Here is a 15,347-nt window from a genome sequence, read left to right as displayed (position 1 = left end):
GCCCAGAAACGAATCACGCAGGATCCCAGCGCAATTCACCAAACCGGCCACCGTCTCACCCTCAGCGATCACCGAACCCACCGCCTCGGCCACACTGCCACGGTCAGAGACATCCATCGCCACCGTGCCAATCTGTTCAGAGCCTAACTCTGTGCCCTGCAATGCATTAGGAACGTCCGCCGCGATCGGCTGGTAGCCACTCTCGACCAGTCGCCGACAGATTGCGCGGCCGATGACACCGGCTCCGCCGGTGACGATGACCCTGTCTCCCATCTCATCTCCTCTCTAGATGCGCTCGGGGTTGGGGATCAGTCTGCGCTTTAAACAGCTAAAGGTCAACTCTTTAGCCCTTATCGCTCGGACCTACCGAAGAGAGCAGCCCGCAACGATGTGGTCCATTGAGTAGTTCAAATGCGGTTTTGCCGCATGCCGTCGGATAAAGTCGAGGTAGAAGACAGAAAGGAGGCCTGGAGATGACAAGCCCGGTAGGCATAGAACTGACCCGCGTACGGCAGATCCCCGCCCACGAACTGGTCGTTGAGCAGATCCGCCGAGCCTTGGAACTCGGCCGGTTCAAGCCGGGCGACAAGCTTCCGGCCGAACGTGAACTGACAGAGATGCTCGACGTCTCCCGCACCGTGCTACGTGCGGCAATGACCATTCTCGATCGGGAAGGCCTGGTCTCTGTGCGCCGCGGACGCAACGGCGGTGTTACCGCCCTGGCGCCGCGCCGGGACGACGCTGCCGCCCGGCGGGCATTGCGCGAGAATCGCGCCTCACTGGGCAATGCTTTCGACTACCGCGTCGTGGTCGAATCTGGCGCGGCTCGACTGGCCGCCCAACGGCGCCGAGCCGCCGATGTCACCCAGCTGCGCAAGATGCTGGCCGCTATGGACGCACATATCGCCCGGGCACAGGGGGACGACGATTCACCGCATCTGGTCACCGAGTGGCAATCGCTGGACTCGGCCTTTCACCTCAAAATTGCCGAATCCTGCCGCAACGAGTACTTCTTCGATGCCGTCGTCCAAGCCCGTCGGGCGATGTGGCTGCCGGTCGGTGCGATCTTCCACCACATCGAACCGAACGCCAACGACTACCACGATGTGATTGTCGACGCGATCGAGGATCGCGATGAGGACCGCGCCGCCGCCATGATGACCGAGCACATCAACTCGACGCGCCACACCCTCGAATCGTGGTTGCGCCGGCGCTAGTCAGCGCTATCCGTCTCACTCGGTCGCGAGCACGATCGGCCGGTCCCTGACCCCGCCGTCCCGGTCGCCGGCGGCATCGTCGTCGTCGAACACTGTCCTGCCGATGCGCTCGTACACCAGCGGCTTTGCATTACGCAGGTACCAGGCGACTCCCATGGAGCCGAGCAGGAGTGCCACCACGATCCATGGAATCGCCTTGAACAGTGGCGATTCGGCGGCGGCTCCCGCCGCGGTGGCCATATTGGTGGCCATCAGGTAGATCACGAACATCATGCCGAGCCCACCGATGATCGGGGATAGTAGGGTCCGCCACCAGCTGGCCGTCTCGGGATGCTGTTTCTTGACGTGGAAGTAGACCACGGTCGAGATCGAGCACATGGTCTGCACGACCAGCAGACACAGTGTGGCCAGGATCGCCACCAGAGTGAACAAGATCAGGTAAGGATCTGACTTCGTCGCGATGGCGATGACCAGCAACAACGCCGTGAACGCCGACTGTACAAGCGAGGCGATCCACGGTGAGCCGTGCCGCGGATGCGCAGCCCCGAGTTTGCGCCACAGCAGACGATCACGGCCGAAGGCGAACAAGTATCGACTGGCCGCATTGTGGATGGCCAGCGCGCACGCGAAGGTGCCGCCGAGCACCAGCAGCTCGAAAACCGTCACCGCCCAACTGCCGACATACTCGCGCGCCGGCGTGTACAACAGCTCGAATGGGCTATCCCCCGAGGCGAGTTCGATCGATCGCGCCGGGCCGCTGGCGCTGATCACTGCCCACGCGATGAACGTGTAGAACACGCCGATCCCGATGACAGCGATCAGCGTGGCCCTCGGCACGACGCGCTTGGGATCGGTGGATTCCTCGCCGTAGATCGCGGCAGCCTCGAAGCCCACCCAAGACCAAAACGCCATCAGCAACCCCAGTCCGACGGCACCGTCGATTACCCCGTTGGCATGCAGCGCCGCAGTAGGCACAAGCGACCCCCATTCGGGTCCGCTACCCCGTACCAGGCCGCATACAGCGGTGACGGTCAGGATGGCAACCTCGGCGATCAATGCGACCCCAAGAACTTTGGCAGCCAACGACACGTCTTTATGGGATAGCAACGCGATGGCCACTACCGCGATGAAGCCGAACCACCACCACGGGATGTCCACGGACAGAAACCGGGAGGCTGCCTGATGCGCGAATGCGGAGAATACGCCGATGACACCCGCCTCCATGATCATGTAGACGAACATCGACATCACACCGGCAGCCAGACCAGGGACGCGCGACCACCCCCGCGAGACGAACGTGTAGAACGCGCCGGCAGCCGTGATGTGCCGAGCCAGCGCCACGAAGCCGACGCTGAAGATGGTCAGCACCACGGTGGCGATGATGAAGCCGGCCGGCGCCCCCGCCCCGTTGCCGAAGCCCACCGCAACCGGAAGGTTGGCTGTCATCGCGGAGATGGGTGCCGAGAAGGCCACCACCATGAACACCACCCCGACCACGCCGATGGCGCCGCGTTTCAGTGTGTGGGGACTTTCGTCCTGCGAACCCGTTGTCTCCGAGCGGTTCTTGCCTCTGTTCACATCGACCCCTTCTCCGCGTCGCTGATGCATTTGGGTTAAAGAGATGCTCATTAGACCATAAAGGTGACGGATTGCACATGGCCGCGGCGAAGCGACCCGCGGCACATCTCCCACCCTGCGTCATTAAAGAGCTATTGACTAGTCCTTTAGCTGTTATCTATCGTCACACCGTGATCGCGCTCTACATCCGCGACGAACACCCGGCCGTTGCCAGGAAGGAACCGCAGTGATCGATCTTCGCCAGCCCGCTGTAGCCGTAACGATGGATTTTCAGGTACTCCAGCACTATCACCATTGGCGGGCAATGCTGGGCGGCATCGTGGCCGCCGGCGCCGCGCCGCTGACCATCGACTGCCGGCAGCCGCGGACCGATCTTGAACATCTCATCGGAATGGTCGACGGGTTGGTCTTACTCGGCGGTCCCGATGTCAATCCTGAACTGTACGGCGGCACCAGCACCGACCCGCTGATCAAGCCCGGCCCACGCGCTTTGGACGACAACGAGGTCACCGCACTCGAAATCGCACTGCGCCGGGGTATTCCAGTACTGGCGGTGTGCCGCGGCGCGCAACTGACCAACGTCGCTCTCGGCGGCACACTGTTCGCTGACCTGGCCCGCGACCGGCCAGGTTCAATGGTGCACCGCACCACTGCCGCCGACCTCGACGGCGCCGCGCACACCGTGAACATCCAGCCCGATACGTTGTTGGCCTCTTGGCTCGGCACAGCGGGTCGCGTCCCGGTCAACAGCTACCACCATCAGGGTTTCGACGCCCTCGCCCCGAGTGTTCGCCCGTCCGCCACGGCCGAGGACGGACTTGTCGAGGCGTTCGAGATCGCGGCCGCCAGGTTGGTCGCGGTCCAGTGGCATCCGGAAATCCTCTGGCCCACCGACGAACCCTCCGCGAGGCTGATGCGCGGTTTCGTCGGCAGCTGCACAGACCGATCCCCCGCAGCGGGCGCACGGTGTTGAGCCCGAGCAGAAAGGAACAGAAAATATGACCGGTCTCGACAGCGCGCTGAGCCCGTTGCGGTTCCTCGATCGCTCCGCCGCAGTGTTCCCAGACAAAGTGGCCGTGATCGACGGCAATCGACGCCTCACCTATTCCGACCTCTCCGCGCACGTGACTCGACTGGCGCACGCCGTGCGGGCTTCCGGTATACAGCCGGGCGAACGGATCGCTTACCTGGCTACCAACTCCGCCGAGATGCTTGCCGCCCACTTCGCAATTCCACTGGCCGGTAATGTTCTCGTCGCGGTCAACACGCGGCTGGCACCACCGGAGATCCAGTACATCTGCGACCATTCGGAGGTCGCGATGCTGATCGCCGACGGCGCTCAGCTACAACGAATCCAGCTGCGTCCGGACGACTTCCGCACCGTGAACGAGATTGTCGAGTTGCCCGACGCCGATGGCGCCGACCCCCACAGCTGGGCGGCCACTCCTTACTCGACGTTGCTGGACCGAGGTAGTGACGAGCCGCTTCCGTGGCAGGTGCCCGACGAAACCGCCACCATCACTATCAACTACACCTCCGGCACCACCGGCCGCCCCAAAGGGGTCATGTACACCCACCGCGGCGCCTACCTCAACGCACTGAACCAGGTCGTACACAACGGCTTCAGTGCCGACACCCGGTACCTGTGGACACTGCCGATGTTCCATTGCAACGGTTGGTGTCACCCTTGGGCGGTCACCGCGTCCGGCGGAACGCACGTGAGCCTGCGGGCGGTGCGTGCCGACGCGATGTGGCAAGCGATCGACGGGCACGGCGTCACCCACCTCAGTGGCGCGCCGATCGTCCTCAGCACCTTGACCAACGCATCCGAAGCCCACCAGCTGCGCCACGGCCTCACCATCACTACGGCCGGGGCGCCGCCGAGCCCGGACACCATCGAAGCGGTGCGCTCCCTGGGTGCGACGGTCAAACACGTCTACGGACTCACCGAAACCTACGGCCCCTACTCGATCTGCGAAATGCAATCCGACTGGCACACATTGGGTTCCGAGGAGTTGTCAGCCCGGCTGGCCCGCCAGGGCGTCGGCATGCTCTGTTCGGAGGACATGCGGGTGGTACGCGCGACGTCGGCTCCCGGAGAGCCGCTCGTCGATGTGCGCCCTGACGGAAGCGAGATGGGCGAGATCGTCATGCGCGGCAATATCGTCATGAAGGGCTACCACCAGGAACGCGAACTCACCGAGAAAGCCTTCGCCGGTGGCTGGTTTCATTCCGGTGACCTCGGCGTCCGCCATCCCGACGGGTACGTCCAGCTGTTCGATCGGGCCAAAGACGTCATCATCTCCGGCGGCGAGAACATCTCCTCGGTCGAGGTCGAGCAGGCATTGATGTCGCATCCCGCAGTGCTCGACGTCGCCGTCGTCGGCGTACCGGACGCGACCTGGGGCGAACGGCCCAAGGCATTCGTCGTCACCGTCCCGCACGCTCAGGTCAAGCCCACCGAACTGATCGAACACATCAAGACCCGATTGGCCGCCTACAAAGCACCCCGCGACATCCAGATCGTCCCCGAGATACCGAAGACCTCAACGGGCAAGACACTCAAGACCACACTGCGCAACGACGAATGGGGCGAGGCCGCTGCCAAGATCCGCGGCTAGCCCAAACGCCACTCCAAACAAAGGACTCCTTCATGACTTTCCTGCAGAACCGCCGCATGTTGCTGACCACCCGCCCGGTGTGGACCCTGAAGCAATCCGATTTCACTGTCGACACCACACCGGTGCCCTCGCCCAGCCCCGGCCAACTCGTCGTCAAGGTGCTCTGGTTGGCATTCGATCCCGCCCAGCGCGGATGGATGAACGACGGGCCGTCCTATGCTCCCCCGGTCGCACTCGGCGACGTCATGCGCGGACATGCGGTTGGCGAAGTCGTCGACAGCGCCGACGCCGGGTTCCCCGTTGGCACCCTGGTGCACGGCAACTTCGGCTGGCAGGACTACGCGGTGTGCATCCCCGCGGCCGGCACCATCGGGACCCTCGAGCACGTGGGCGGCAACACGGGCGCACTGCCCAAAGCACATAAAGTCCCAGAGGGCATCTCCCCCACGGCGGCGCTCGGCGTGCTGGGCACAACCGGCCTCACCGCCTACTTCGGCACTGTCGAGATCGGCCAAATCCGGCCCGGAGATGTCGTGCTCGTGTCCGGCGCCGCCGGTGCGACCGGATCGGTTGCGGGTCAGATCGCGCGACTGGCCGGTGCCCGCACGATCGGACTGGCGGGCGGCCCGGACAAGGCCCGATGGCTCACCGAAACGGCCAGGTTCGACGCCGCGATCGATTACAAGAGCGAGGATGTCGCCGGCCGTGTCGCCGAGCTGGCACCTCGCGGAGTAAACCTGTTCTACGACAACGTTGCCGGCAAAATCCTGGAGGCCGGGATCCGCAACATCGCCCAGCGGGGCCGGGTTGTGCTGTGCGGAGGCATATCCAGCGGCTACTCCGACGAAGCTACCGCGTACGGCCCGACCAACCTGTCAACCATCACAGTGCGCAGCGCCAGCATGGCGGGGTTCATCGTCACCGACTTCCTGGACCGGTTCGACGAAGCTGCCGATCGACTCACCGCATGGATCCGCGCCGGGGACATCGTCTGGGCAGAGGACGTCCAGAAGGGCACTGTCGACGACGCCGTCGGCGCCCTCAATCGCCTGTTCGATGGCAAGAACTTCGGCAAGCAGATCCTGCAGATCGCCGAGCCCACCGGAGGGAACTTCTAACAGTGGTGCTCGCCGGCATTCCCGGCCCGGACTGTCGGCGGCACGCACGCTCCTGAGGAGTTCTTGTGAACGGATACAGAGCAATCGACCTCACGAACACGCCCGCTCGCTCGCAGCGTGTCATCACTGAGCATTGGCAAGAATCTGCGAATTGCCGTAGCGCCGACCCCGATACGTTCTTCCATCCGGACGGCGAACGGGGCGATGCCCGGCGGAATCGGAATTTACTGGCCAAGCAGATCTGCACGAGTTGCTCGGTGAAACGCGACTGTCTCGATTTTGCGCTCGCATCTCGCGAAGGTTTCGGTATCTGGGGCGGAATGTCAGAGGACGAACGTACGGACGTTCTATTGGGTGCCAACATGCGCCCTCGCGGCCGAGGGCTGCACGTCGACCGCAGCTGATCGCCCGCACCCCGATCGCACTCAGCGATCGCGGCGACGCCGACGCGCGGCGTCTTTCACGGTCAACCGAGGTCGGGTGTCAGGCTCCAGAGTTCGCCGATGCGTGGTAGTCCCAGACGTTCGGCAACCCGTTGTGAGGACAGGTTGTCCATGGAAGTGCTGTAGTAAAGGCGTGGAACTCGTTGCGCGCATTGGGTCGCCCACGCGGCAACCACTGAGGCTGCCAGACCACGCCCCCGCATGCCGGGCATCGTCCACACGCCCGCCTCAGCGCCTTTCACAGACCATCGTGCCGTCTCACAGACCGCCAACACCTGATCGCCATCGGTTGCCGCTGCCCAAGGAAACCCGTTATCCAGCAGCCGTTCCCAGTCAGCCTTCGCGCCCCAGTCCGCCGCAATCCGCAACCGGTACGCATCGGTGCCACGGGTGCTGATCAAGCGGACCCCGGCCGGCGCCGCGATGCCAACCGGCCGGGAACAGTCGTAGCACAAGCTGACTTCCCAGCTGTGCGGGCCGCCCACGGGCACCAACGCAGAATGCAATCTGTCCAACAGCGACGAGAAGGGGCCGTCGCCCAGATCCGCCGCCGCTGCCCGCACTGCTTTTTCAGCGCCTGGCGGAAGGGTGGGAGAGACTTGAATGCGCCAGTCTCTACCGGCGCGGGCGATCACCGCAGAAGGCATCGGCTCGGCGCCCACACTACGGGAGCCCCAAATCACCTCGATCTCGGCAACCAGAACATTCAACTCAGCACCCTCGTCTGACACCGCCAAAAACTATCCAGGAATTAGGCAGCCTGTCCAAGGAATAACGCCGGCCAGAGCCAAGGAAGGTCGGCGTCGGAGTCGACAATGTGGGTGCGGGCGCGGGATTGGAGTCTTGCGCGATTGCGGGCTCCAGTGAGGGCCGCGGCACTCGTGACTCGGCTGATCGAACTCAGTTCCCCAATAGCCGACTTCAGCGCTCCTCCAACTGTATTCGGCTGGCACGGAGGATCTCTGCGGCCCGTTGTAGGACGTCCAGCTGCGCCGGGTTGTATAGCTCCGCCATTGCGGCATCGATCGCCCGGTCGGCGAACCGTGCTCCGCGCGGGGCGTCAGACCGGGAGTCGAGCAGTCCAGGGTGAGCCTGCGTTATCGCCCAGATGTAGGGGGCGAGGCGTGCGGCGAGATCCAGGCGCGTCGTGTCATCGGCGTCGGCGGGGAGGTCGTCGAATTCGGAGGCCACGGGATCGTTGGTTGTGTCTTTGATCAGGTCCGCATGGACCCGCAAACCCTGTGGGCCCAGAACCCGGCTCAGCACGACGACCATTGAGCGGTCGGCGTCGGTCATCTCGGCGACCGCGGCAGCAGGAACGAAATCGGCCGGAAGATCGGTCGGCGCCGACTGTTCCAGCAGCCGGCCGACTTCGTCACGGGCACGCTGCAGCCGCTCCATGGTGGCGGCGAGTTCGGCGTCGAGGTTGCGTAGGGCCTGCTCGGGGTGATCGTCGGAATCGCCCATTGCGGCGATCTGAGGAAGTGAGAACCCGAGATCGGTGAGCCGTTTTATGCGCACCAGCCGGACGAGATGCGCAACACCGTACTGCTTGTAGCCGTTGGCCCGGCGCTCGGGCTCGGGAAGCAGACCGACGTCGTGGTAGTGCCGCACCGCCCGCAGGCTGGTGCCCGCGAGGTCGGCGATTTCACGTGTACTCCAGGCCATAGCCCCATTCTTCGTGATGTCGTCAGCTTGACTATGCCGTTACGTCCGGGTGTGCGATGCAGTCATGCCATCACCTGAGCTCATATCTGTCGACGACTTTTTCAAGCCGCCTGCCCGAGCGCAGGCCGCGATCTCACCGGACGGCACCCGCGTCGCGTACCTGGCGCCGTGGAAAGACCGCCTCAATGTCTGGGTCGCCGCCGTGGACTCCCACGCGGAGTTCGGCACCGACGCAGTGCGGGTGAGCGCCGACGAGACTCGCAGCATCCTGAATTTCGAGTGGACCGAGGACTCGCGCTGGCTGCTCTACCTCCAGGACACCGGCGGCGACGAAAACTGGCACATCTTCCGGGCCGACCCGCAGAACCCCAGCGAGCCCGCCGTCGACCTCACCCCATTCCCCGGGGTGATGTCAGTGTTCGAACTCCTCGCCGACCCCGCCAAGGCGATGGTGTACTCCAACAAGCGCACACCCACACTGGTGGACGTCTACGAGATCGACATCGCCACCGGTGAACTCACCCTCGTAGCCGAGAACCCGGGCACGGTGTCCGGCTGGCCCACCAGCCACAGCGGCGAATTATTCGCCACCGCACTGACTTCCGAAGGTGACGTCGAACTGCTGCAATGGGAGACAGGTACGCGGACACTGCGGTCCATCGTCACGTTCGACGGTGCGGACTACACCATGGGCCTGTTCCCCATCACCGTCACTGCCGACGGCACCGGGATCTGGATCGGCTCCAACGACGGCACCGACCGCACCCGGATCGTGCGGGTGGACGTGATCACCGGCGAGCAGACACATGTGGACAGCCATCCCGCCTACGACGTCGACCCTCGGGCCTGCGTCTACCGGGAGATGCCACAGCCCTTGATCCTCGACCGGCACAGCCGCGATCTGATCGGCGTCCGGTATCTCGGTGAGCGGCAGGTGATTCAGGTGCTCGACCCCCAGTTCGCCGCCGTCCTGGAGAACCTCGAGAAGCTGTCCGACGGTGACCTGAACGCGGTCAGCTCCGATCTCAGCGGCCAGCGCTGGGTGGTCAACTTCACCCACGACCGCGAACCGGGCCTCACCTACTTCTACGACCACGGCACCGGCGAAAGTCGGCTGCTGTTCGGATCGCATCCGCATCTCAGGGCCGAGGACATGGCACCGATGAATCCGGTGACCATCCGCTCTCGCGACGGGCTGACGCTGCACGGGTACCTCACACTGCCCGTCGGCGTGGAGCCGAAGAACCTACCGACGGTGCTGCTGGTGCACGGCGGACCGTGGGTACGCGACAGCTGGATGTTCATCCCGGCCGTCCAATTGCTCGCCAACCGCGGATACGCGGTGCTGCAGGTCAACTTTCGCGGCTCGGCGGGCTACGGCAAGTCCTTCACCAAGGCCGCCGTCGGCGAGTTCGCCGGCAAGATGCACGACGACCTGATCGACGGGGTGGACTGGGCAGTCGATCAGGGCTACGCCGACCCCGAACGGGTAGCTATTTTCGGCGGCTCCTACGGCGGCTACGCCACCCTGGTCGGCGTCACGTTCACCCCGCACGTCTTCGCCGCGGCCATCGACTACGTCGGCATCTCCGATCTGTCCAACTTCATGCGGACCCTGCCCGTGATCGCACGACCGCACCTGGCCAACAATTGGCACTTGTTCGTCGGCAATCCGGACGATCCCGAGCAGCTGGCCGATATGCTGTCGCGTTCACCGATCACGAAGGTCGATCAGATCCGCACGCCGCTGCTGGTCATTCAGGGCGCCAACGACGTGCGCGTAGTACAGGCCGAATCGGACAACCTCGTCGACGCCCTTCGGGCGCGCGGTGTCGACGTGGAGTACATGGTCAAAGACGACGAGGGGCACGGATTCGTCAATCCGGGCAATGTGATCGACATGTTCAAGACCGTCGACCGCTTCCTGGGCGCGCATCTCGGTGATGGAAGGCGAGCGTGACTGACGAACTGGTGGAAGGACATTCACCGACGTTGCTCGAACGCATGGGCGGGGTGTCCGGGCTGGTGTACGCCAGCCTGCCCACGTTTGCCTACGTCATCGTGAACGCGATCGCAGGCCTGGACGCGGCGGTCGTGATATCCGTCGGCGCGAGCGCCGGTCTGATCGTGCTCCGCCTGTTGCGTAAGCAGCCCATCCAGCCGGCGGTATCGGGGCTGCTCGGGGTCGTGGTAGCCGCGCTGATCGCCTACTACACCGGGTCCGCCGAAGACTACTTCCTGCCCGGAATCTGGCTCAGCCTGGTGATGGCGGCCGTGTTCTCCGTATCCCTGTTGGTGCGGCGCCCCTTGGTCGGAGTGATGTGGAACCTGCTGCGTAGCGCCGGGCCCGATCCGTCATGGCGTTCCGATACCGTCGCGCTGCGCGCGTTCGACGTCGCCACGCTGGCATTCGTGACGTTGTTCTCCGCGCGATTCGTTGTGCAGCAATGGCTTTACGACGGTGGCTTCACCGGCTGGCTGGCGGTTGCCCGGATCGCCATGGGATATCCACTGCTCGGCGCGGTATCTGTGGTGGTTTATTGGGCGGTCCGCCGCGCGAACCGGCGGATCGACCCAGATATCGACCGGCACAGCACCGGGACCGATGCGAGCGGCTCGCCCGAGCCCGCCGCTCGCCCCTGAGGCATCAAGTTGAGAATTCCGACACGGAAATTGAGGACCTAACAAACCACCGAGAACCACCCCTTGTCACATAACGCTACGGCGCGTAGCGTAACGGCGCGTGACCCGGAGTTTCCACGTCGGCCAGCCGTTCACCACGCCCGATGCCGACATCGCGGTGGCGTTAGAGCAGGTCAGCATCCCGACGCTGCTGCTCTCGCTCGTGCACATCACCGGCGACCCGCGCTACATCCGCGAGTTCAAACAGGCCGGACTGTTCCTCAACGAGGTCCAGGGCTTCATGAGCGAGGAGGACAAGGCGCGGGTCCGTGAGATCGCATTGCCGGTGATCGCCGACTACCGCGACCGCGGCTGCCCGGTCCCCGCCCCGCTGTCCGCCGAGCTGGTCAGGGAGATGCTGGACTGGGCCGCCTGCGAGCCGGTCGACGACGACAACCTGCCGCTGATGCTGGAGGAACTCGACCTCGAGGGTGTCGATCCGCGTCGGCCGGCCACGCTGGAGAACACCGACGGTTTCCGCGTCGTCGTGATCGGCTGCGGAGAGTCCGGCGTGCTGGCCGGGGTCCGCCTCAAGCAGGCCGACATCGACTTCACGATCGTGGAGAAGAACGCCGGTCCGGGCGGAACCTGGTGGGAGAACAGCTATCCCGGTGCCCGCGTCGATGTGGCCAACCACTTCTACTGTTACAGCTTCGAACCCAGCAACCACTGGGATCACTTCTTCGCCGAGCAGCCCGAGCTGCGCCAGTACTTCCGCGACGTGGTGGACCGCCACCACCTGGAGCCCCACATCCGGTGGAACACCGAGGTGGTCTCGGCCGTGTGGGACGGCAAGATGTGGAACGTCACGGTGCGCTCGGCGGCCGGCACCGAGACGCTGCGGGCCAATGCCGTCATCACCGCCGTCGGCCAGCTCAACCGGCCTCAGATCCCCGACTTCCCAGGTGCGGAAACCTTTGCGGGACCGGCCTTTCACTCCGCGGCGTGGGACCACGACGTCGACGTCACCGGCAAGCGGGTCGCCCTGATCGGGGCCGGCGCCAGCGGCTTCCAGATCGCCCCGGCCATCGCCGACAAGGTCGAGCACCTCACCGTCTTCCAGCGCACCGCGCAGTGGATGTTCCCCAACCCGATGTACCACGAGCCCGTCGCGGATGGGGTGCGCTGGGCGATGGAGCACCTGCCGTATTACGGCCGGTGGTACCGCTTCCTGCTGTTGTGGCCCGGGGCCGACAAGGGCCTGGACGCCGCACGGGTGGACCCGGACTACGACGACCAGGGCAACGCGGTCAGCGAGATCAACGCCATCGCTCGCATCATGTTCACCGACTGGATCACCACTCAGGTCGGCGACGACCCCGAGCTGCTGGCCAAGGCGCTGCCCGACTATCCGGCCACCGGCAAGCGCACGCTGCAGGACAACGGCAGCTGGCTGGGCACCCTCAAACGCGACAACGTGGACCTGATCCGCACCCCGATCGAACGCATCACCCCGACCGGGATCGTCACGGCCGACGGCCAGACCCACGACGTCGATATCATCGTGTACGCCACCGGTTTTCGTGCCACCGACGTGCTGTTCCCGATGGCCATCACCGGCCGCGACGGGGTCGACCTGCACGACGTCTGGGGTCAGCGTCCCTACGCCTACCGCGGCATCACGGTGCCCGGCTTCCCCAACTTCTTCATGACCTACGGCCCGGGTACACACCTCGCGCACGGCGGCAGCCTCATCCTCAACTCCGAACTGCAGATGCGCTACATCAACAAGTGCCTGGAGCACCTCATCACCGAGGGCCTGCAGACCATGGAACCGCTCCCCGAACCGACGAAGGAATGGCACCGTCGCTCCCAGGAGGCGATCCGCCAAACCGTGTGGGCGCAGCCCTCGGTCAAACACTCGTACTTCAAGAATGCCGACGGAGAGATCCACACCGTCAGCCCGTGGCGGCTGAGCGAATACCGCTCTGCTGTCAACGAACCCATCTGGTCAGACTTCACAGTGCAGGAGGCATGAGTATGCGTGCGGTCGTCGTCGACAGCGCCGGGAAGATCCACGTCGAAACCCGGCCGGACCCGGTCCTGCCCGGTCCCGACGGGGCCATCGTCAAGGTCGAGTCCGCCTCGATCTGCGGATCGGACCTGCACTTCCTGGAAGGCCATTACCCCATCGCCGACCCGGTGTCCGTCGGACATGAGGCGGTCGGCACGATCGTCGAAATCGGGCCGGACGTCACCGGATTCGCGGTGGGCGACCGGGTGCTGGTGTCCTCGGTGGCCGGGTGCGGGCACTGCAGCGGCTGCGCGACCCACGACCCGATCCGCTGCGTGCAGGGCCCGCAGATCTTCGGCACCGGGTTTCTCGGCGGCGCCCAGGCCGAACTTCTCGCGGTGCCGGCCGCGAACTTCCAGCTACTGAAGATGCCGGAGGGCATCACCACCGAACAGGCCCTGTTGCTGACCGACAACCTGGCCACCGGCTGGGCGGCGGCCAAACGCGCCGACATCCCCATGGGTGGATCGGTCGCGGTGATCGGTCTGGGCGCGGTCGGCATGTGCGCCCTGCGCAGCGCCATCACCCTCGGTGCGGCAAAGGTCTTCGCCGTCGACCCGGTGGAAGCCAGGCGCGACCGTGCGGCGGCTTCGGGTGCGATCACGTTCGCCCCGCCCTCGGCGCAGGCGATCCGGGAGGCCACCGGTGGGCTCGGCGTGGATTCCGTCATCGACGCGGTGGGCATGGACGCCTCGATCAACGACGCCATCGACGCGGTCCGTGCCGGCGGCACAGTGTCCATCGTCGGCGTGCACGATCTGCAGCCGTACCCGATGCCCGCGCTGGGCTGCCTTCTGCGCAGCCTGACCATCCGGCTGACCACCGCACCGGTGCAGCAGACCTGGCCGGAGCTGATTCCGCTGCTGCGGGCAGGCCGGCTCAACGTCGACGGGATCTTCACCACCACGATGTCGCTGGACGACGCCGCCGAGGGCTATGCCAAGGCGTTCTCCCGCTCGGGTGAAGATCTGAAGGTGCAGCTCAAGCCGTAGAGCTTTCGCGGATGTACTCGCGCAGGTTGTCCCGGAGCGTGGACACGCCGCGCTGCATGGTCTTGAGTTCGTCCAGTGACAGACCGGTCGCCGCCACGAGATCCATCTCGAAAGCCTGCGCACGGAGTTCGCGACCGGCGTCGGTGAGGCTGACGATCACCTGACGCTCGTCGCTGGGATCACGTTGCCGTGTCACGTATCCCAGCGCCTCGAGCTTCTTCAGGATGGGCGTCAACGTGTTGGACTCCAGGAACAGCTTCTCCCCCAGGCTGCCCACGGTCTGGTGGTCCTGCTCCGAGAGCGCGACGATCGCGATGTACTGCGTGTAGGTGATGCCCCTGGCATCCAGGATCGGCTTGTATGCCTTGCCGTACGCGAGGTTGGCCGAGTAGACGGCAAAGCACAGGAAATCGGAGAGCTGCGGAGCCTCGGGTGCCATGACAAAATTATATCGGATCCGATTCAATCGGATGGGATGGAATGTGGAGCATCCAGCGTTCATCTCTAACGCATCCAATTGCATCGGCCCATCCACACGAAGGAGAACCGCAGTGACCACTGAGACCGACAACGTCCTCTACACCGCACAGACCCACACCACCGGCGGGCGGCAGGGCGAGTCCTACAGCTCCGACGGCAACCTCGACATCCAGCTCACCCCGCCGGGCGGCACCGGCACCGGCACCAACCCCGAGCAGTTGTTCGCGGCCGGCTGGTCGGCGTGCTTCCTGAGCGCCATGGGCTTGACCGCGGGCAAGCACAACGTGAAGCTGCCCGCCGAGACCGCGGTAGACGCCGAGGTAGACCTGCTCAACACCGACGGGGCGTTCTCACTGCGGGCCCGGCTCAACGTCACCATCCCGGGCGTCGATCGAGAGGTCGCCCAGGCCATCGCCGATGACGCGCACCAGGTCTGCCCCTACTCGAAGGCGACCCGCGGCAACATCGACGTCACTATCAGCGTGGCCTGACCCCAGTAGCTCAACGACTGGCCACTTGTGACACGCCTTTTGC

At 64.9% G+C, this 15,347-nt stretch carries 15 protein-coding genes; 10 read left to right on the top strand and 5 right to left on the bottom strand.

Going from position 1 to position 15,347, the window contains the following annotated elements; all coding sequences use genetic code 11:
• On the bottom strand, positions 1-273 hold a 273-nt coding region (locus EYZ64_RS02185; RefSeq protein ID WP_135459748.1), incomplete at its 3' end, for an SDR family NAD(P)-dependent oxidoreductase.
• Between the two features lie 200 nt (positions 274-473).
• On the opposite strand from EYZ64_RS02185, the gene EYZ64_RS02180 reads away from it, so the two are divergent.
• Positions 474-1,217 carry a FadR/GntR family transcriptional regulator gene (locus EYZ64_RS02180; RefSeq protein ID WP_135451665.1) on the top strand — a complete coding sequence of 248 codons (744 nt, stop codon included), beginning with the start codon at positions 474-476 and terminating at the stop codon, positions 1,215-1,217.
• Between the two features lie 15 nt (positions 1,218-1,232).
• On the opposite strand, the gene EYZ64_RS02175 is transcribed toward EYZ64_RS02180, so the two are convergent.
• A complete protein-coding gene (locus EYZ64_RS02175; RefSeq protein WP_286174569.1) occupies positions 1,233-2,795 on the bottom strand; it encodes an APC family permease in 1,563 nt (520 codons plus the stop codon).
• A gap of 226 nt (positions 2,796-3,021) precedes the next feature.
• On the opposite strand from EYZ64_RS02175, the gene EYZ64_RS02170 reads away from it, so the two are divergent.
• The 4 genes from EYZ64_RS02170 (at position 3,022) to EYZ64_RS02155 (ending at position 6,938) form a co-directional block, all read left to right on the top strand.
• Positions 3,022-3,768: a gamma-glutamyl-gamma-aminobutyrate hydrolase family protein gene (locus EYZ64_RS02170; RefSeq protein ID WP_135451664.1), complete on the top strand. Its 747-nt coding sequence runs from the start codon at positions 3,022-3,024 to the stop codon at positions 3,766-3,768.
• A gap of 25 nt (positions 3,769-3,793) precedes the next feature.
• Positions 3,794-5,416, top strand: coding sequence for an AMP-binding protein (locus EYZ64_RS02165; protein ID WP_135451663.1), 1,623 nt, complete (start codon positions 3,794-3,796; stop codon positions 5,414-5,416).
• Between the two features lie 32 nt (positions 5,417-5,448).
• Positions 5,449-6,534, top strand: coding sequence for an NADP-dependent oxidoreductase (locus EYZ64_RS02160; protein WP_135451662.1), 1,086 nt, complete (start codon positions 5,449-5,451; stop codon positions 6,532-6,534).
• 65 nt (positions 6,535-6,599) lie between these two features.
• Positions 6,600-6,938 (top strand): WhiB family transcriptional regulator, encoded by a 339-nt coding sequence (locus tag EYZ64_RS02155; protein ID WP_286174568.1) that lies wholly within the window; start codon positions 6,600-6,602, stop codon positions 6,936-6,938.
• Between the two features lie 62 nt (positions 6,939-7,000).
• Here EYZ64_RS02155 and EYZ64_RS02150 read toward each other — a convergent pair whose 3' ends face one another.
• Both EYZ64_RS02150 and EYZ64_RS02145 read right to left on the bottom strand, forming a co-directional pair.
• Positions 7,001-7,708, bottom strand: coding sequence for a GNAT family N-acetyltransferase (locus EYZ64_RS02150; RefSeq protein ID WP_286175244.1), 708 nt, complete (start codon positions 7,706-7,708; stop codon positions 7,001-7,003).
• A gap of 190 nt (positions 7,709-7,898) precedes the next feature.
• Positions 7,899-8,645 (bottom strand): helix-turn-helix domain-containing protein, encoded by a 747-nt coding sequence (locus EYZ64_RS02145; protein ID WP_135451660.1) that lies wholly within the window; start codon positions 8,643-8,645, stop codon positions 7,899-7,901.
• 64 nt (positions 8,646-8,709) lie between these two features.
• Here EYZ64_RS02145 and EYZ64_RS02140 point away from each other — a divergent pair, with 64 nt between their 5' ends.
• The 4 genes from EYZ64_RS02140 to EYZ64_RS02125 all read left to right on the top strand — a co-directional run bounded on the left by EYZ64_RS02140 (position 8,710) and on the right by EYZ64_RS02125 (position 14,333).
• Complete coding sequence (locus tag EYZ64_RS02140) at positions 8,710-10,605, top strand: alpha/beta hydrolase family protein (RefSeq protein WP_135451659.1); 1,896 nt, start codon at positions 8,710-8,712, stop codon at positions 10,603-10,605.
• Positions 10,602-11,288: a DUF3159 domain-containing protein gene (locus tag EYZ64_RS02135; RefSeq protein ID WP_286174567.1), complete on the top strand. Its 687-nt coding sequence runs from the start codon at positions 10,602-10,604 to the stop codon at positions 11,286-11,288. Before EYZ64_RS02140 ends, EYZ64_RS02135 begins: the two co-directional genes overlap by 4 nt.
• A gap of 100 nt (positions 11,289-11,388) precedes the next feature.
• A complete protein-coding gene (locus tag EYZ64_RS02130; protein ID WP_135451658.1) occupies positions 11,389-13,305 on the top strand; it encodes a flavin-containing monooxygenase in 1,917 nt (638 codons plus the stop codon).
• A 2-nt stretch (positions 13,306-13,307) separates the two neighbouring features.
• The gene (locus EYZ64_RS02125) at positions 13,308-14,333 is read left to right on the top strand and encodes an alcohol dehydrogenase catalytic domain-containing protein (protein ID WP_135459744.1); all 1,026 of its coding nucleotides are present in this window, start codon (positions 13,308-13,310) and stop codon (positions 14,331-14,333) included.
• On the opposite strand, the gene EYZ64_RS02120 is transcribed toward EYZ64_RS02125, so the two are convergent.
• Positions 14,323-14,772, bottom strand: a complete 450-nt coding sequence (locus tag EYZ64_RS02120) for a MarR family winged helix-turn-helix transcriptional regulator (protein WP_135451657.1) — start codon at positions 14,770-14,772, stop codon at positions 14,323-14,325. The two genes, EYZ64_RS02125 and EYZ64_RS02120, sit on opposite strands and share 11 nt — an antisense overlap.
• A gap of 112 nt (positions 14,773-14,884) precedes the next feature.
• Here EYZ64_RS02120 and EYZ64_RS02115 point away from each other — a divergent pair, with 112 nt between their 5' ends.
• Positions 14,885-15,304: an organic hydroperoxide resistance protein gene (locus tag EYZ64_RS02115; protein ID WP_135451656.1), complete on the top strand. Its 420-nt coding sequence runs from the start codon at positions 14,885-14,887 to the stop codon at positions 15,302-15,304.
• The last annotated feature ends 43 nt before the right edge of the window (positions 15,305-15,347 follow it).

This window comes from Mycobacterium sp. DL99, from assembly GCF_004762045.1.
Lineage (GTDB): Bacteria > Actinomycetota > Actinomycetes > Mycobacteriales > Mycobacteriaceae > Mycobacterium.
The sequence above is the reverse complement of the archived record's forward strand: the minus strand, read 5'-3'. Positions and strand labels throughout refer to the sequence as shown.